15 protein-coding genes are annotated in these 16,857 nt (G+C 67.8%); 7 read left to right on the top strand and 8 right to left on the bottom strand.

Annotated features, from left to right (window positions below; all coding sequences use genetic code 11):
- Positions 1-3: 3 nt before the first annotated feature.
- From ACWGO6_RS02635 to ACWGO6_RS02610, 6 genes are all read right to left on the bottom strand, one after another.
- Positions 4-2,346: an arylsulfatase gene (locus ACWGO6_RS02635; RefSeq protein WP_452325776.1), complete on the bottom strand. Its 2,343-nt coding sequence runs from the start codon at positions 2,344-2,346 to the stop codon at positions 4-6.
- 148 nt (positions 2,347-2,494) lie between these two features.
- A complete protein-coding gene (locus tag ACWGO6_RS02630) occupies positions 2,495-3,211 on the bottom strand; it encodes a GAP family protein (protein ID WP_136043369.1) in 717 nt (238 codons plus the stop codon).
- A gap of 35 nt (positions 3,212-3,246) precedes the next feature.
- A complete protein-coding gene (locus tag ACWGO6_RS02625; RefSeq protein ID WP_136043368.1) occupies positions 3,247-3,918 on the bottom strand; it encodes a GAP family protein in 672 nt (223 codons plus the stop codon).
- Positions 3,918-5,597 (bottom strand): SulP family inorganic anion transporter, encoded by a 1,680-nt coding sequence (locus ACWGO6_RS02620; RefSeq protein WP_136043367.1) that lies wholly within the window; start codon positions 5,595-5,597, stop codon positions 3,918-3,920. Before ACWGO6_RS02620 ends, ACWGO6_RS02625 begins: the two co-directional genes overlap by 1 nt.
- Positions 5,598-5,715: 118 nt before the next feature.
- Positions 5,716-6,882: an AI-2E family transporter gene (locus ACWGO6_RS02615; RefSeq protein ID WP_240745157.1), complete on the bottom strand. Its 1,167-nt coding sequence runs from the start codon at positions 6,880-6,882 to the stop codon at positions 5,716-5,718.
- 71 nt (positions 6,883-6,953) lie between these two features.
- Positions 6,954-7,787 (bottom strand): mechanosensitive ion channel family protein, encoded by an 834-nt coding sequence (locus tag ACWGO6_RS02610; protein ID WP_136043366.1) that lies wholly within the window; start codon positions 7,785-7,787, stop codon positions 6,954-6,956.
- A 146-nt stretch (positions 7,788-7,933) separates the two neighbouring features.
- Here ACWGO6_RS02610 and ACWGO6_RS02605 point away from each other — a divergent pair, with 146 nt between their 5' ends.
- The 3 genes from ACWGO6_RS02605 to ACWGO6_RS02595 all read left to right on the top strand — a co-directional run bounded on the left by ACWGO6_RS02605 (position 7,934) and on the right by ACWGO6_RS02595 (position 12,305).
- Positions 7,934-8,563, top strand: coding sequence for a hypothetical protein (locus ACWGO6_RS02605; RefSeq protein ID WP_136043365.1), 630 nt, complete (start codon positions 7,934-7,936; stop codon positions 8,561-8,563).
- A gap of 72 nt (positions 8,564-8,635) precedes the next feature.
- Positions 8,636-9,703 carry a DUF998 domain-containing protein gene (locus ACWGO6_RS02600; RefSeq protein ID WP_452325775.1) on the top strand — a complete coding sequence of 356 codons (1,068 nt, stop codon included), beginning with the start codon at positions 8,636-8,638 and terminating at the stop codon, positions 9,701-9,703.
- A gap of 58 nt (positions 9,704-9,761) precedes the next feature.
- Positions 9,762-12,305 (top strand): LuxR C-terminal-related transcriptional regulator, encoded by a 2,544-nt coding sequence (locus ACWGO6_RS02595; protein WP_452325774.1) that lies wholly within the window; start codon positions 9,762-9,764, stop codon positions 12,303-12,305.
- A gap of 37 nt (positions 12,306-12,342) precedes the next feature.
- Here ACWGO6_RS02595 and ACWGO6_RS02590 read toward each other — a convergent pair whose 3' ends face one another.
- Positions 12,343-12,786: a DUF6325 family protein gene (locus tag ACWGO6_RS02590; protein WP_452325773.1), complete on the bottom strand. Its 444-nt coding sequence runs from the start codon at positions 12,784-12,786 to the stop codon at positions 12,343-12,345.
- A gap of 4 nt (positions 12,787-12,790) precedes the next feature.
- Entirely contained in the window at positions 12,791-13,177 is a 387-nt protein-coding gene (locus tag ACWGO6_RS02585) for a PLDc N-terminal domain-containing protein (RefSeq protein ID WP_136043362.1), read from the bottom strand.
- A 175-nt stretch (positions 13,178-13,352) separates the two neighbouring features.
- Between ACWGO6_RS02585 and ACWGO6_RS02580 the strand changes: the two genes are divergently transcribed.
- The 4 genes from ACWGO6_RS02580 (at position 13,353) to ACWGO6_RS02565 (ending at position 16,810) form a co-directional block, all read left to right on the top strand.
- A complete protein-coding gene (locus ACWGO6_RS02580) occupies positions 13,353-14,495 on the top strand; it encodes an AI-2E family transporter (protein ID WP_452325772.1) in 1,143 nt (380 codons plus the stop codon).
- An 87-nt stretch (positions 14,496-14,582) separates the two neighbouring features.
- The gene (locus tag ACWGO6_RS02575; RefSeq protein WP_136043360.1) at positions 14,583-15,017 is read left to right on the top strand and encodes a DUF6325 family protein; all 435 of its coding nucleotides are present in this window, start codon (positions 14,583-14,585) and stop codon (positions 15,015-15,017) included.
- 1 nt (position 15,018) lies between these two features.
- Complete coding sequence (locus ACWGO6_RS02570) at positions 15,019-15,366, top strand: SHOCT domain-containing protein (protein WP_452325771.1); 348 nt, start codon at positions 15,019-15,021, stop codon at positions 15,364-15,366.
- A gap of 58 nt (positions 15,367-15,424) precedes the next feature.
- Entirely contained in the window at positions 15,425-16,810 is a 1,386-nt protein-coding gene (locus tag ACWGO6_RS02565) for a hypothetical protein (protein WP_452325770.1), read from the top strand.
- Positions 16,811-16,857 lie beyond the last annotated feature (47 nt).

Below are 16,857 nucleotides of genomic sequence, written 5' to 3'. Positions count from 1 at the left end.
TGATCAGTCGCGCGCCAGTGCCGCCGCCAGGTGCGCTTCGAGGTCGAGGTAGGCGTCGTCGGCGATGTCGAACACGACCTTCGTGATCTCACCGCCGGCGAAGTCGAACCCGTAGCCGTACAGGGACGAGACGGGGTCGGCACTGTCCCGACCGATCGTCAGTCCCTCGCCACAGAGTGAGAAGTGGCCGAGGACCGTGCGGATGCGCTTTTCGCCGACCACCTGGTCGTCGATGTACAGCTTCACCGGACCGACGCCCTCACGGTGCTCGCCCATGCCCTCCTTTGTGAACTCGACGCCGATGATGTGCGTGCCCGAGGTCGGCACCGGGGCCGAGACGCGGTCTTCGGGCGGGATGCCGAGGAAGTTGTACACGTAATGCACCTGACCGTCCTTCACGACGAGCGCGTGCCCGCCGAACCGGGAACCGTGGGCGAAGATGACGCCCTCCGTCTCGGGGGTGAACTCGACCTCGGCGGCGATCTTGTACGAGACGCCGTGCGTGTTCGCGGCGGACCGCTCGGGTACCTCGCTCGTGCCCGGGTAGTAGACGAACTGTCCCGAAGGCGGTGCGGGCTGGTGGAACTCCATGCCGACGAACGTCTCGAAGTCCTTCGGGTTGCCGATGATCTGCAGGTCGTTCAGCGGAAGCACGTTGTTGGCCTTCGCCTCCTCCATCCAGAGTGCCTTGAGCTCTTCGAGCTTGTCGGGATGCTCCTCGGCGAGGTTCTTCGCTTCAGCTCGGTCGACGTCCGTGTGATAGAGCTCCCACTCGTCCTGGTCGAAGTTGCTGACGCCGCTCATGGGCCCGTGGACGGCGACGGCCTTCCAACCCTCATGCCAGATGCCGCGCTGACCGAGCATCTCGTAGTACTGCGTCTTCTTCTCGGTCGGACCTTCCGGTTCGGCGTCGAAGGAGTACGCCATCGACACACCGGAGAGAGGGGTCTGTGCGACGCCGTTGTAGACGTCGGGGAACTCCACCCCGCAGGCCTCGAGGATCGTCGGAACGATGTCGGTCGAGTGGTGGTACTGGTGACGCACTTCGCCGCGCGCCTTCATCCCCGCGGGCCAGTGGATCACGAGCGGGTCGCAGACGCCGCCCTGATAGGTGTAGCGCTTGAACATCTTGTAGGGCGTGGAGAACGCCGCCGCCCACCCGGTCGGATAGTGGTTGTAGGTGTCGGGCGAGCCGAGCTTGTCGACGAGGCGAAGGTTCTCCGCCTCGTCATCCGGGTAGCCACCGAAGATCTTGCCTTCGTTGACCGAGCCGTTCGGGCTGCCCTCACCCGACGCGCCGTTGTCGGCGCAGTAGAGGATGAGCGTGTTGTCGAGCTGGCCCGATTCCTCGAGGTAGTCGACGATGCGTCCGACCTGCGAATCGGTGTACTCGCTGAAGCCCGCATAGACCTCGGCCATCCGCGAGAACATCGCCTTCTCCTCGGCGTTCAGGCTGTCCCACGGCCGCACCTCGTCGGTGGGGTTGAACGTGCCGTCGGGCATCGGGTTCAGCGCCGTCAGATCGGTGTCCGCCGGGACGATCCCCTTCTCGATCATCCGGCCCAGCACCCAGTCGCGGTATGCCTCGTAGCCGTCGTCGAACTGGCCCTTGTACTTGTCGATGTATTCCTGCGGGGCGTGGTGGGGCGCGTGATTCGCGCCCGGGCAGAACCAGAGGTACCAGGGCTTGTCCGGCTCGGTCTGCTTGACGTCGCGGATCATCGTGAGCGCTTGGTCGGCGAGATCCTTCGACAGGTGATACCCCTGCTCGGGGAGGTACGGCTGATCGATGTAGTGATTGTCCTCGGCCAACGACGGGTACCAGTTGTTGGTCTCGCCGCCGATGAAGCCGTAGAACCGGTCGTAGCCCTGCGCCAGCGGCCAGTGCTTCTTCGAGGCGCCTGCCGTCCACTCGTCGATCGGCACGTTGTGGTTCTTGCCGACCCAGAACGTCGACCATCCGGCGTCGCGCAGCACGTGCGCCATGGTGACGTTCGAATCAGGGATGTGGGAGTTGTATCCCGGGAACCCGGTGGAGGATTCGGAGATCGTGGCGAACCCGTTGAGGTGATGGTTTCGTCCGGTCAGGAATGTCGAGCGCGTCGGCGAACACAGTGCGGTCGTGTGCCACTGCGAGTAGGTGAGGCCGTTCTGCGCAAGCCGATCCATGGTGGGCATGTTGATCCGCCCACCGTACGGGGACCACGCCGCCATGCCGGTGTCGTCGTAGAGCACGACCAGTACGTTCGGTGCCCCGGCCGGTGGCGTCGACGCCCGGTAGGCGTCCCAATCCGCGACCGAGTCACGCACGTCGAGTTCGATCTTGCCCTGGAAGTCGCGAGCCATTGCCGGTTCCCTTCACCTGTCGGAACGATGTCTATCCGCACAGTACTGCGGCGCGATGGCTGCTGTCACCGGGGGAGTGCGACGTTCATCCGGGTGATCCCCGATGCATCGCGGCAAAGGGTCTCGTCGGAGGGGCGACGTCGGTCACTCAGAGCAGACCCGCGAGTGCCTTCTGCAGCTGGAGAGCGCCGATCACGAGGAGCAGGGCCGCATTGAGGACGTGCGTGTTTCCGGCGATCCACGTTCGTACCCGGTCGAGCAGCGGTTCAGCATCGCGGCCGCGCACGACGACGTACACCACCGGAAGCGCGATCGGGAGAGTGCCCACCACGACGAACGCCGCAGCGATCCAGAGCCCCGCCGCCGCATCCACGTCGGACAGGGTGATGTCGAGGGCGGCGAGGATGGCGCACGACGCGTCGACCGGGTTGAGCACGAAGAGCCCGATGCCGAGGAGGAACGTGCGCCCGGGGCGGAACGACTCGACCGAGTGCAGCCAGCCGGGCAGCTGGGGCGACGCGGCGACGACATCGCGCGGGGTCGAAGCGGCAGCCATCCGCAGGACGTGTGCGCGGCCCTTCCGATACACCCAGACGGCAGCGACCACCAGGAAGAGACCGACGAGCAGACGCACGAGGGGGACCCACAGGGGTGGCTCCGCGCGTTGGTGCACCTCCAGCACCGGGAACAGCCAGAGGAACAAGGCCATGAGGCCGGCGAGCCCGAGGAACCACCCGAGCAGATACGCGATCCCGTTGGCGCGGGCATTCTGCGAGAGCAGGACGGCGACGAGCGCCATGATGGCGAGCGGACTCAGCACCACGCCGAGAGCGACGGGAACGAGGTCCAGGATCAGCTCGCCCATATCCTCGTTCCTCCTTCTGGTTCCCCGGTCCGGCCCTAGAAGCTCCCGATGCCCTTGCCGAGCATCGAGACACCGATCACCAGCAGCAGCACGGCCATGATGACGGCGTTCTCGGTGGCGAGCCAGCCGCGGAGGGCGTCGAGCGGACCGCGAAGGCGGTCGGCGGCGAGGAGATATCCGATGACCGGGACCAGCACGGTCGACGCGGCGATGAGCGTGTAGATGACGATCACCACGACGACGGATCCGGCAGGAAGCGACGCCGCGCCGATGTCGGTGCCGGCGCCCGCCGCCATGATCAGGTTCTTCGGGTTCACGGCGGACAGCAGGAAGCCGAGTCCGAGCGCGACCGGGAAGGTGACCGTGTCGATGGCCTTCATCCACTTCGGGAGGGCGGCCTCTTCCCCCGCCTTCGGCCGCTTGCGCCACTGTCCGGACGCGAGGACGAGAAGCAGCAGGCCGAGAACGAGCTGCACCACGCCGCGGATCGGGTGGGAGACATCGGGATCGTCATCCGGCAGGATCGACGACAGCAACGTGAACACCGTGACCGCGGCCACGATCCCGACGACCCAGCCGAGGAGGAAGCCGACGCTCGTCACCCGCGCTTTGGGGGAGAGCAGCATCAGGATCGCGGCGATGATCGGTATCGGGCTGATCGCGACGCCGAGAGCGAGCGGAAGAATGTCTCCGACGACGGGTCCCATCACTGGCCTTCTCTCTCTGAACGCTGTGATCCCGAGGTCGTTCGGGTGAGGTCGCTGATCGCTGCGCGATTGGTCGCATAGACCTGCTCCGACTCGAGCAGACCGAGCCCCGTGAGTCGGTGCAGCGTATTCGGCCGGACTCGACTGAACGCGAGCGAGATAGAGCCGGCGGCGAGCCACTTCTTGAGCGAGTCGAACGACTCCGCCCCGGTGACGTCGACGTCGGTCACGGCCTCCATGTCGACCACGAGGTGCTGGACGGATCCCTCACCGGCCGAACGGATCGCGTCCTTCACCGCCGTCGAGAACACGGCCCCGTTGGCGAAGAACAGCGGAGCGGCCAGGCGGATGACGATCACGCCCGGAGCGGTCACGGTTCCTGCAGGTGCATCCTCCAGCAGCGACTCGCCCGGATCGCCGCTGGATTCGAGGACGTCGATGGCGGGGTTCGAGGCACGGCGCGCGATGTTGATGAGCGCGAGCACGAACGCGACCAGGATGCCGGGGATGGAACCGACGAAGAGGGTGACCAGGAAGCAGGTCGCCCCGATGAGGAACTCGAACCGATCCTTTCGCCACAGATCGATGAAGTCGCGGATACCGAGCAGGGGGATGATCGCCACCCCGACGATCGCGCCGATGGCGGGCGACGGGATGTCTGCCAGCAGCGCGGTGCCGAATAGGAGCAGCAGGAGTGTGCCGGCCGCGAGGATCAGGGCCGGGAACTGCGTGCGCGATCCCGCCTGATCCATCGCCGCCGTTCGCGAGGTCGATGATCCGACGGCGAAGCTGCCCTGGGCTCCCGCGGCGACGTTGGCGATGCCGAACGCGAAGAGATCGCGGTTCGCATGGAACGGGTAGCCGTGCTTCTCGGAGTACGAGCGCGAGACCAGGAGCCCTTCCGCCGTGGTGACCAGCGTCAGTGCGATCGCGGACGGCACCAGCGCGAGCCAGAGCGTCCAGTCGATCATCGGCCAGGTGAGCACGGGCGGACCCGCCGGAACCTCGCCCAGTACGTCGACACCGCGTTGGTCGAGCCCCGTGAGCACGACCACGAGTGTCGTCGCCACGAGCACGATCAGCGCCCAGGGGACGGCGCGGAGGTAGCGGCGCCCCAGCAGCAGGACGGCCACCGAGCAGACCGAGATCAGGACGGCCCAGCCGTTGAGGGTCGTGATGCCTCCGATGAGGTCAGCGACCTTACCCGTGAACTCCTTGCCGGAGTCGATCTTGACGCCGAGCATCTTGGCGACCTGGCTGACCATGATGTCCAGCGCGAGGCCGCCGACGAATCCGACCAGGATCGGCTTGGAGAGGAAGTTCGCCAGGAATCCGAGCTTGAACACGGCCAGGAGCACGAACATGCCGCCGCAGATGATCGCCTGCGCGAGGGCGAGTGTCGCGTAGTCGGCGCTGCCGGCCGCGGCCAGTCCGCCGATCGAGGACGCGACCAGTGCGGCCGCGGCGGCGTCGGGGGAGGCGACCAACTGCCGGGAGGACACGACCAGCGCATACACGATGGTCGGGACGATGAGGGCGTAGAGACCCGCGGTGGGCGGGAGCCCCGCGATCTGCGCGTAGCCGATGTTGAGGGGGATGGCGATGGCGAGCAGAGTGACGCCGGCGGTCAACTCCGTGACGAAGTTGCGCCTGGTCAGCCCCGCGAGCGGACGTTGCACGTCGTCTCCCTTCGGGCGCGCCCCGGCCGAGCGCGTCGACGTCCACGATCCCACCGAGGCGGATCCGGCGACCACGTCTGGATCGCAACCTCCCCCGGGTGATTTACGGTCGCCATGATCAGCCCTGCGCCTCGGGAGCTCGGCTTCCACGACGCCGCAGGAGGCCGCGGCCGCCGGTCACCGGCACAGGATCGGGCTCGGGCTCGGGCTCGGGCGGCACCGCGGTGCGGTCACCCGAGAGCCAGCGCAGCCACGTCGCCTCGGGGTCTCCCTCGAAGACGAGAGCGCGGGCGAGCAGCGTGAGCGGGATGGAGAGGATCGCACCGAGCGGGCCTATGATGAACGTCCAGAAGATCACGGAGAAGAAGCTCAGGGTGAGGCTGAGGTCCACGGCATCGCTGACGAACTTCGGCTGCACGAGCACCTGGAGCACCACGTTCACGATGCTGTAGACGGCGATGACGCCGAGCAGAAGCGGCCAGCCCCCGACCACGAAGGCGAGGATCGCCGGGGGGACGAGTCCGATGACGAAGCCGACGTTCGGGATGAAGTTCGTGACGAAGGCCAGGATCGCCCACACGACCGGAGCCGGGATGCCCATCCACCACAGGGCCAGGCCGTCGATGACGGCGACGATCGCCCCGAAGGTGGCGTTGACGATGTAGTACCGGCGGATGCCCGAGTTGAGATGTGCAATTCTCGCCAGAACCGGTCCCTTTGTCGCGCCGAAGAGGGCGGGGGCCTGACGATAGCGCGCCGCATCGATCGCCATGAAGATGATGTAGGCGCAGACGAAGAACAGGGCGGTCGCGACGCTGAGTACGGTGCCTCCCACGCTTCGCGCGACACCGAGCAGCGTCTCCGGATCGAGGATCGAGGTAGCGGCATCCGAGGCCTCTTCGTCCAGTCCGAGCGTCTGCAGCCATCCCACCAGCTCGGTGGCGGTGTTCTCCAGACCGCCCTGAGACACCAGGTCGCCGATGAGCCGCGCGAACTGCGTGCCGGCGAGCCAGAGCAGAGCGCCCATCGACAGCAGGATCAGATAGGCGACGACGATGACGGCGGTGGTGCTGGCCCACTGCGGCCAGCCGCGGCGATCGAGTGGGCGTCGGAGCGGCTCGCAGATGATCACGATCACGATCGCCAGCGCGATCGGACCGAAGAGATCCCGTGCGAAGTACACGCCGGCCAGCGTCAGCACGCTCGCGGCGAGCACGAGGAGCACCCGCAGGCTGGGGGAGAGCGAGCGGTCGGTGGTGCGCTCGGGCGCAGGCGAGGGGGTCACGCGGCCAGCGTAGCCCTCGGCTGGGCGGGAGTCCGGTCGCCTCGCGGACGGCGTACCGGCGGCCCGGGCGCTCAGAACGGCTCCGGCGGGACGAGGGGAGGTGGCCCCTGCTCGGACACGACCACGGCACGCACTCCTGCCGTCTCGAGTGCCTCCGCGACGCCACGCACGGCGCCGGAGATCACGGCGCTGCCGTGCAGCGGGTGATGCCAGATCTGGAGCGTCAGCGTCCACCGATCGGGCGAGATCGCGCCGATTCGCACGTTCGGGTGCTCGCGCGCGTGCACGCCATCGACACTGCGTGCTGCCGCTGTGATCGCCGTGATCACGTCGTCCAGGTCGAGTTCCGCCGATCGGGCGATGCGGATGTCGACGTCGCTCCGTCGCGCGCCGTGACGCGAGTCGTTCACCAGGACCCCGGTGAGGAGCGCGGCGTTCGGCACGTGCACCGTGAGGCCGTCGACGGTGGTGAGGATCACGGAGCGTCCGTTGAGCTCCTGCACGGTCCCGCGGATCACGCCGTCCGGGCCTTCGATCCCGATCTCCTCGCCGATCTTCACCGATTGGCGGGATTGGATGAGCACGCCGGCGGCGAAATTGTCTGCGACGCCGCGCAGCACCAGGATCAGCACGACCACGGCGATCGCCGTCATCGCCAGCAGAGGCTGCACGTTGGCCCCGAGGAACGCCAGCCCGACGCCGATGCCGACCAGGAGGAGGGCGTACTGCGTGAAACGGGCGGCCAGCTGCGACACCGAGTCGGAGATCCCTGGCGTCCGAGCCGCCAGCTTGAGCACACCCTTGCGGGCGAAGCGCGACAGCAGCCAGCCGATGAGCACCGACACGATCGCGAGCACGATCTGCCACGCAGACAGCCCGTCGGGGAACAGGTCGCCCAGCGTCATGATCCTCGGCCCCTCGGGGGCAGCCTTCGGCTCGTCCGCCTCATAGGACCAGGATGGGCCGCGTGGCTCCCCGGCGCTCCGGAAGGTCACCCCACACGGGTGACCTCCACGCGACAGGCATCGTGTGGCACCTCCAGCATTGCCGCATGGAAGATCGGCCCGCCCCCGCTCACGACCGCAAGTACGGAGTGCTCGAGGTCAGCACGGTGCTCCTGCTCTCCATCACAGCGGTCATCACCGCCTGGTGCGGCTTCGAGGCATCGAAGTGGGGCGGCGAGATGTCGATCGCGTTCAGTCAGGCGTCAAGCGCGCGGGTGCAGGCGGCCTCGGCCGAGTCGACTGCCCAGGCCGCCCGGCAATACGACCTGACGATCTACACCGAGTGGGTGCTCGCCGAGCGGGAGGGGCAGGACGATCTCGTCGAGTTCATCGAGGCCCGCTTCACTCCGGAGTTCGCTGCGGCGTTCGACGCCTGGGACGACGCGGGGCGGGAGGCGGACGGTCCGTTCGCCATGGACGAGTACGTCCCACCAGGTGAGTCGGAGGCGGCTGAGCTGAACACCCGGGCCGACGAGAAGTTCGACGAGGCACTCCGGAACAATCAACGCGGCGACGACTATTCGCTCCTGACCGTCCTCTTCGCACTCGTGCTGTTCTTCGCCGCCCTCTCCCAGAACCAGCGCGCTCGGTGGCGGCGCACCGTCTTCCTCTCCCTCAGCGGTGTGCTCGCCGTCGTGGGCATCGTCGTCCTGGCCACCTTCCCCATCAAGATCTGACCCGCGACCCGCATCGCCCCGCGCGGATGAGCCGCCGAAGCCGACGCCGAAGCGGAGAAGGAGACTGAGAGCATGTCCACGACGCCAGCAGGCCACGATCTCCTCACGGAAGCCCGCTCGCGCGGAGCCACTCGAGAGCGCGCTCGGGAGGCCATCGGGCTTCAGATCTCGATCGTCGCGTTCGTGCTCGCGGCCCTCGTCGCGCTGCCCGTCTTCCGGTTGCAGTCGGCTCCCATCGCCGGCCCGGACTCCCTGGGACAGTTCGCGGCGCTGATGTCCGCGGTCACGGCGATCGTCGTCTTCGTGCTCGGACGCGTCATCGCAGCCGACCCCGCCCGGCAGAAGCGGCTCGGAGCGCTCGACGTCGTCGACATCGCCGCATTCGCCTTCGCCCACGCCATGATCGCTCTGCTCGGGTGGACCCTGGCCGCCACGATCGTCGAGGCAGGGCTGATCGGAGCCGTCGTGTTCCCGCTCCCGGCGCTGATGCTGGCCGGCGCCGCCGCCGCTCTCACCGCCTACGTGACGTACTACTCGGCGACGCACCTCGACCTGCAACTGCTGGCCACCGTGCTCGCGGTGTTCCTCGTGCTGGGAGTACTGGCAAGTATGCTCACAGCGAGCGATCCGCAGTGGTGGAAGGAGAATCTGAGCGCCCTCGGCATGACGGACGACCTCTCCGCCCGGGCCTTCAACCTCACGCTGATCATCGCGGGGATCCTCGTGACGACGTTGGCGCGCTACGCGACGAAGGGGATTCCGACGACCCACCCGCGCGGGGCTGCCTCCGTGCGCACGTGCCTCGTGATCGTCGGCATCTTCCTCGGTCTCGTCGGAGTCTTCCCGGTGGACGAGCACTTCGCCCTGCACACCGGTGTGGCGTCCGGGATGGTGGTCGCCTACGCGGTGCTCGTCGTCGCCGTCCGCTGGTGGGTGCCCGGCGTCTCGCGCACCTTCCTGCTCGTCGGCTACGTGTTCACCCTCCTGATCCTTCTCCTCTCGGTGTTCTTCGCCGTCGGCTACTACACACTGACCGCTGTCGAGCTCGTGGCGGGAACCCTGGTGTTCACGTGGATCATCCTGTTCATCCGCACCGCCGATGCGCTCAAACGCGACGCGGGAACCGGCGCGGCGGATTGAAATATCACCCGGGGGAGGCCCTTGAGGTCGCCTCTGTGCCGCCACTAGCTTTGGTGCCATGTCGCCCCCCGTACGACCGACGACGCCGGGACCCGCAGTGCGCTATCGCCCACCGGGCCCCCAACCCGGTGCGATCCGCCGGGAACGAGTGAGCTCCGCGATCGCCGATGCGGTGGGAGAACACCCGCTCACCGTCGTCAGTGCCCCCAGCGGCTTCGGCAAGACGACGGCCGCCGCGGATTGGGCGTCCGGCCTCGAGCAGGTGGCCTGGCTCGGGCTGAGCTCCTTCGACTCCGACCCGTCGCGTCTGACGCAGGGCGTCGTGCACTCCCTGCTCGTCGGAGCCGAACGTGCGGGTCAGCCGCTCGCGCTGGCGCGTGAGCTCGATGACCCCGAGCACGCTTACCAGGAGATCTGCGGTGCCCTCGAAGACCTCGACACCCGTGTGCACCTGATCGTCGACGACGCCCAGCGCGCGGGAGAAGACTGGCGGCGTGGGCTGCTCGGGATGCTCGCCGAACAGACGCCGGAGAATCTGCGGGTCGTGCTGGTCGGCACGACGCTTCTCGAGGTCACTCTCTCCCGGCATCGCATCACGCATCCGGACTCCTTCATCGGAGTGGAGACCCTCAGCTTCACCGCGCCGGAGGTGAAGCTCCTCCATGCAGGGGCGAAGGGGCTCGCCGCCGAGACGATCTTCGACGAGACGCAGGGCTGGCCGATCGCGGTCCGGCTCATGATGATCGGCGGAGCCCGCCCTGACGCCCGCGCACAGAGCGCATCGAGCTTTCTCGGGAGCTACGTGCGCGAGCACGTGCTCGGGGCGCTGTCGGCGGAGATCGCCGACTTCGTGCTCGACGGAAGCGTCTGCGGCGAGCTGACTCCTGAGCTCGCCGCTGCCGTGACGGGACGCCCGGACGCGGCGGAGCTGCTCGAGACCTGCGTGCGCCTCGGCCTGTTCCTCGATCGGTTCGACGGCCAGCACGGCGTCGTCTACCGCTGGCATGCGTCCTTCGCCAGACAATGCGCGGAGATCGTCGCGCTCGATGCCGCGCGCGCCGCAGCCTGCCATCGTCGTGCAGCCGCCGCGCTGGAGACCACGGATCCCACCGCTTCGATCGCGCACTCGCTTCGTGCGGGAGATTCGGAGACCGCGCGCGGGACTCTGCTTCGCTACTGGCTCGGGCTCGTGGTCGGGGCCGGGGCGGCAGAGGTCGAGCGCACCGCGACGGAGATGCTCCGACGCACGCCGGAAGACCCTCAGGTGCTCCTGGTGCGCGCGTGCGCGAGCGATGTGCTGGGCGACCATCGCGTCGCACGCGAGTTGTTCCGGCGTGCAGAGGGGACGATCTCGCGGTCGGGCGACGGAACCGAGCCCGCCGTGCTGCAGATCGCGCGTCTGTTCATCGCGGACGAGCGCGCGGAGGTCGCGGAGGCGAGCGCCAAGGTACGACGGATGCTGCTCGACGCGGATTCGACCCAGCTCGGGGATCGTGCGGCACTCAATTACCTCCTCGGCTGGACCGAGATCCGGCATCGCGGCAACCCGATGATTCCGCTCGAATACTTCTCGGCCGCGGCGAGGGAGGCGCAGAGCTCCGGCGACCGCGAACTCGCGAAGCGGACGCTGGGACATCTCGCCTTCGGGCAGACCTGGGCCGGACGCCTCATCGATGCGCGGGAGTCGCTGGCCAGGGCGCAGGGCGAGGAGGACGTGAGCCTGCCCTGGAGCACCTATGCCGGAGGGAGCGCTGCGGCTGCCGCCGGGTACGTCGCATATTGGTCGGGAGAGTTCGCCGAGGCGAGCCGGGAGTTCGGGACGGTGATCGCCAACGGCGGTTCCGACCGCTCTTTCACGAGCATCGCGCGGATGATGATCGCGTACACGGCGTCCGAGACCGGTGATGTCGCGGCGTGTCGGCGCGCGGCGATCGGCGTTCAGGACATCCCGCTCGAGGTGGTCCATGGCGTCTCCTGGCCGGCGTTCCGCGAGTCGTCCGTCGCCCTGCTCGAGGAGGCGGTCGGCCGGCATGATCGCGCGATGAGGATCGCCCGGAAGTACATCCATTGCCCGGACCTGCCCGTCGTGAACGTCGCGCTCGCCGGTGTGCTGCGTCGCGCGGGCGATTACCCCGCAGCGTTGGAGATGCTGCGATCGTTGCGTGCGTTCGGCGAGGTGTCGTACGTGAAGACCGCGACTTTGCTCACGGCTGCGGTCCTGCGCCGTCATGCCGGGCACCACGACGAGGCGCACGAGCTGTGCGAAGCGGCGGTCGCGGTCGCCGCGGGCGAGAACATCCGGCTGCCGTTCGGGCCGCGTGAGACGGCGGTGCGCAAGCTGCTGGGAGAGCATGTGCATTTCGGCACCCAGTTCGAGGACTTCATCGGCCGCTGTCTCGCCAATGATGCCGCGGGTTCGCTGGTGGAGACGCTCTCAGAGCGGGAGCGCGATGTGTTCCAGCAGCTGCAGACGGCGCGCACGTTGCACGAGATCGCGCGGGAGTTGGCCGTGTCGATCAACACCGTGAAGACACATCAGCGCGCCATCTACCGCAAGCTCGGGGTGTCCTCTCGCCGCGAGGCGGTGCGGACGACCGTCTGACCGACCGGGACGGACCGAAGCACGCCCGACGGTGGCGTCAGTGTTGGCGCAGCGCCGATGCGAGGACGGTGTTCGCGATCGCCGCGGGAATCGGCTGTGTCGCGAGGATGCGATCACCCCGCCGGTCGACGTCGCGGGAGAAGCGCTCGCTCCAGGTCGGCTCGAGCAGTATGAGCGCCGCGACCGACCCGATCGGGAGCCCCGAGGCGAAGTAGCGGGCGTCGTCTTCGCAGACGAGGCCGGGGGTGTCCAGTCCGAGCCCGGCGAGTGTGAACTCATCGGCGTCGACCTCGACGAGACGCCAGTCCTCCCTGCCGAGCCGGTGGATGAGGAGGAAATCCAGGAGGCGGATGGCGCCGCTCTCCACCTGCCGGAGCAGGGCTTCGAGGATGTCGGGGCTGAGGCGGTCGTCCTCCAGGCGAACGACGACGAACTCGACGTCGCCGAGCGCCTGCAGGGTCATGTCGACCACCTCAGCCACGATGTCAGCTCAGCGCGCGCGTCTTGATGGCGGCGAACTCGTCCGGCGTGATGGTCCCTGCCGCGAGGAGCTTCGATGCCTTGTCGATCTCATCGCTGGGACTGGATCCGGCGACGCTGCGGATATAGGAGTCGGCCGCATGCTGCTGCTCCCGGTACGCCGAGACGCTGCGTTCGCCCATTCCCTTGCCGCGTGCGATGAGGTAGATCAGCGCCGTGAGGAAGGGGACGAAGATGAGGAAGATGATCCACACGGCCTTCCACCACCCGTTGAGGGTGTGATCCCGGAACAGGTCGGCCACGATGTTGAAGAGCACCATCAGGTAGGAGATGAACACGAAGACCCAGAAGAACCACCAGATGATGTCCCAGAAGCTTTCCCAAATGGACACTTCGGACCCCTTTCGTTGAGTTACTGCGTACGGCGATAGTGACAGCGCGACCATGCCCGCGGGAAAGCCGCTCACCCCTAGCGGGCGACCCCGAATCGACCGGCCCTGTGACGGTCACCACGAACGGGTGAGGCGGAGGCGTACTCCGAAGGGCCGCGCGCGTAGCGTGCACCCCGTGGACGCGAATCAGCATGATCAGCACACCGAGGGCGACGGCGGGCGGCGGCGCGCAGGGCTCCTGCGTGTGCTGCCCGCGAAACCACTGCTCTCCGGCTTCTCGGTCGCCGTCGGTGTCCTTCTCGCCATCGCGCTCGCGGCCACGATCGCGGGCATCTCGACGGTGCTCATCTCGATCTTCCTCGGCATGTTCCTCGCGCTCGGCCTTGACCCGGCCGTCCGCGCCTTCGAACGCCGAGGCATGAGCAGAGCGGCGGGCGTCACGATCGTGGCGATCATCTTCCTGGGAGTGGTCGCGGTGATCCTCCTCGTCCTGGTGCCGGCGACGGTCCGCCAGATCGCCGCGGCGATCGAGGCCGCCCCCGAGACGATCGCCGCCGTTCAGCAGAGCGGGTGGTATCGGGATCTGGAGGCCGCTCTCGGTGTCGACCTCTCCGCCGTCGTGGCCGAGAGCATCCGCTCGCTGACATCGCTCTCCTCCTTCCTCGCGATCTCCGGAGGGGTTCTGAAAGCCGGATTCGGGGTCGTCGGCGCGATATCGAGTTTCGTGCTGGTCGTCGTTCTGACCCTCTACTTCGTCTCCTCCCTGCAGAGCATCAAAGGGGCGCTCACGAATCTCCTGCCCTGGTACCGACGGGTACGATTCGCCGGCGTCCTCGACGAGATCACGCAGTCCGTCGGGGGAGTGGTGGCCGGCGGCGTCACGCTGTCGGCGATCAACGCGAGCGTCGTTCTCGTGATCCAGCTGATCGTCGGCTCATCCATTCCCGCGGTCATGGCGATCGTCGCCTTCTTCGTCACGCTGGTACCGATGATCGGATCACTCGTGTTCCTCGTCATCGGCGGTATCGCGACGCTGCTCGTCAGCCCGACGGCCGCCCTGGTCTTCGTGGTCGCCTATCTGGTGTACATCCAGGTCGAGGCCTATGTCGTCACTCCACGGATCATGGGAAAGGCGGCGGCGGTGCCGGGCGTTCTGGTGATCATCGGGGCGATGATCGGGGCCACCCTCCTGGGACTGCTGGGGGCTCTCGTCGCGATCCCGCTGACGGCCTCGATCCTGATCGTCATCCGGCAGGTGTGGATCCCGCGCCAGAATCGCCAGACCCTGCCCCCCGACGACGAGATGCTCACCCCGTAGGGGTGAGCGCGGGCATCACCCCGGACGCCGCGATGCGAGCATGAGCGCACAGTCCCGGTACGTCGGCACAGTGAGAAAGGACAATCCATGAATGACTTCCGATTCGGCCCCGCCGAGTTCTACCTCGTCGGGTTCGAGGGCGAGCGTCCGGACCCGGCGACGTTCCGCGCGCTGACCGACCTCATCGACAGCGGGGTCGTGCGACTGCTCGACTTCGTCCTGCTGGCGAAGTCGGCCGCCGGTGAGGTCGAGATCGTCGAGCTCGATGCCGACGACGGTTCGCTGGGACTCGACGACTTCGCACCGATCGCTGCGGGCCTCGCCGGCGAAGAGGATGTCGAGGCTCTGGCGAGCGCCCTCGCTCCCGGGCAGTCCGCTGCCGTCGTCGTCCTCGAGCTCGCCTTCGCCCGCACTCTCGCGCAGAACCTCGCCGCCTCCGGTGGTCAGGTGCTCCGGAGCGAGCGCGTACCGGCCCCCGTCGTGAACGCCATGATGGACATCCTCGATCAGGAAGGTGAATGACATGCCCTTGAGAAGATTCGGTCGCCCCGGCCTGATCGGACTTGCCGCCAGGACCGCGGTGGTCGCGGGAACGGCTTCGGCTGTCGGCGGTGCGATGTCGCGGAATCAGCAGGAACGTGCGCAGGGTCAGTACGAGCAGCAGCAGTACGAGGCGGCGCAGCAGCAGGCGCAGATCGATGCCGCTGCACAGAACGCGGCAGCCCAGTACGCGGCCCCGTCGGCACCGGCGAGCGCGCCGGCCGCAGGGGATGATCTGATCGCGAAGCTGCAGCAGCTGGCGTCTCTGAAAGACGCGGGCGTGCTCTCCGAGACGGAGTTCGCCGCGGCCAAGCAGAAGCTCCTGAGCTGAGGCCGACCGACTGCCGTCGGCGGAGGCACCTGATGCGGCATTTCGAGGAGGAGAGCGAATGAGCGAACTGGATGATCTGCGAGCCCGGGTAACGCTCCTCGAACAGGAGAACCAGACGCTCAAGAGCGAGACGCGTGAGAAGCCGCGTCGTCGACCGGTGGGCCGAAGCATCGTCGCCGGAATCGTGCTCGCCGTGGCGGTGCTGCTGGCACCGATCGCCGCGATGGGAACGTGGGCGCGCCTGCAACTGGTGGATGCCGATCGGTTCGTCGCGACGTTCGCGCCCTTGGCCGAGGATCCCGCTGTGCAGGACTTCGTCGCCGCTCAGGCGAGTGCCGCGATCCACGAGCAGGTCGACCTCACGGCTGTGGTCGGCGAGGTGTTCGACGGCCTGCGCGAGCTCGACCTCCCGCCGCGTGCGGCGTCGGCCCTCACCCTGCTGGAGGCGCCGGCGGCGAACGGCCTGACGTCCCTCGTGGACGGGGTGATCCACGACGTCGTCGCCTCGGACCAGTTCGCCGATATCTGGGCGCAGTCGCTGCGATTCACCCACGAGCGCGCTGTCGCGATCATGCAGAACAGCCCGGACACCGCTCTGCAGCTCGCGGACGACGGGGTGCTGTCGATCGATCTCGGGCTCGTCGTCGACCGGGTCAAATCGGTGCTGACCGAGCGGGGGGTGGGCTTCGCCGATCTGATCCCGGAGATCGACCGCTCCATCCCGATCGCCCAGGCGGATGCTCTCGTGCTCGTGCGGACCGTCTATCAGATCGCGGTCGCGGCGGGATTCTGGCTGCCCTGGGTCGTTCTCGGTCTCGTGGTCGCCGGCGTCCTGATCGCCCGGAACCGCCCCCGAGCGCTCTTCTGGACCAGTGCCGCGTTCGCGGTCGCCTTCCTCCTGCTCTCCGCAGGGTTGGGCATCGGGAGAACGTTCTTCATCGGGGCCGTGAGTCCGTCGATCATGCCGTCGGCCGCTGCCCAGGCGCTGTTCGACGAGGTCACCACGCTGTTGAGCTCGACGATCGTGGCGCTGGCGATGGTCGGCGTGCTCGTGGCGGTGTGGGCGTGGCTCGCCGGCTCGAGCCGCAGCGCGGTGGCCACGCGAGGCATCCTGGAGAGCGGATTCTCCGGGGCGCGCAGCACCTGGGAGCGACGGGGATTGTCCACCGGGCGATTCGGGCTCGCGGTCGAACGGTTCCACGGTCCGATCGTGATCGTCGGGATGGCACTGGCTCTGCTCATCCTGATCATGACACGACCGGTCTCGTTCGGGAGTGTGATCGGTGTGACGATCGGACTGCTCGTGTTCATGATCCTGGTCGAGCTGCTGCGGCGACCGACTGCGGCGTCTGAACCCCCTGACGCGCAGGCGGACGCCGAAACGGATGACGCCGTCGTCGAGACGGCGGACCCGGAAGCTCCGGTCGTGACCGCCGCGTCGTGAGCGGCTCATCCCCGCAGGTCACCCTGCGGGGATGAGCGGCGTATCGG

The organism is Microbacterium sp. NPDC055665, from assembly GCF_053618035.1.
Note: the sequence above shows the minus strand (reverse complement) of the source record. Positions and strands in the feature narration are given on the sequence as shown.

Excerpts from the sequence above, each read along its gene's own strand:
- ACWGO6_RS02610 (WP_136043366.1), bottom strand. The coding sequence starts at position 7,787 with ATGACGCTGGGCGACCTGTTCCCCGACGGGCTGTCTGCGTGGCAGATC.
- ACWGO6_RS02575 (WP_136043360.1), top strand. The coding sequence starts at position 14,583 with ATGAATGACTTCCGATTCGGCCCCGCCGAGTTCTACCTCGTCGGGTTC.
- ACWGO6_RS02595 (WP_452325774.1), top strand. The coding sequence starts at position 9,762 with ATGTCGCCCCCCGTACGACCGACGACGCCGGGACCCGCAGTGCGCTAT.
- ACWGO6_RS02600 (WP_452325775.1), top strand. The coding sequence starts at position 8,636 with ATGTCCACGACGCCAGCAGGCCACGATCTCCTCACGGAAGCCCGCTCG.
- ACWGO6_RS02635 (WP_452325776.1), bottom strand. The coding sequence starts at position 2,346 with ATGGCTCGCGACTTCCAGGGCAAGATCGAACTCGACGTGCGTGACTCG.
- ACWGO6_RS02570 (WP_452325771.1), top strand. The coding sequence starts at position 15,019 with ATGCCCTTGAGAAGATTCGGTCGCCCCGGCCTGATCGGACTTGCCGCC.
- ACWGO6_RS02605 (WP_136043365.1), top strand. The coding sequence starts at position 7,934 with ATGGAAGATCGGCCCGCCCCCGCTCACGACCGCAAGTACGGAGTGCTC.
- ACWGO6_RS02625 (WP_136043368.1), bottom strand. The coding sequence starts at position 3,918 with ATGGGACCCGTCGTCGGAGACATTCTTCCGCTCGCTCTCGGCGTCGCG.
- ACWGO6_RS02565 (WP_452325770.1), top strand. The coding sequence starts at position 15,425 with ATGAGCGAACTGGATGATCTGCGAGCCCGGGTAACGCTCCTCGAACAG.
- ACWGO6_RS02630 (WP_136043369.1), bottom strand. The coding sequence starts at position 3,211 with ATGGGCGAGCTGATCCTGGACCTCGTTCCCGTCGCTCTCGGCGTGGTG.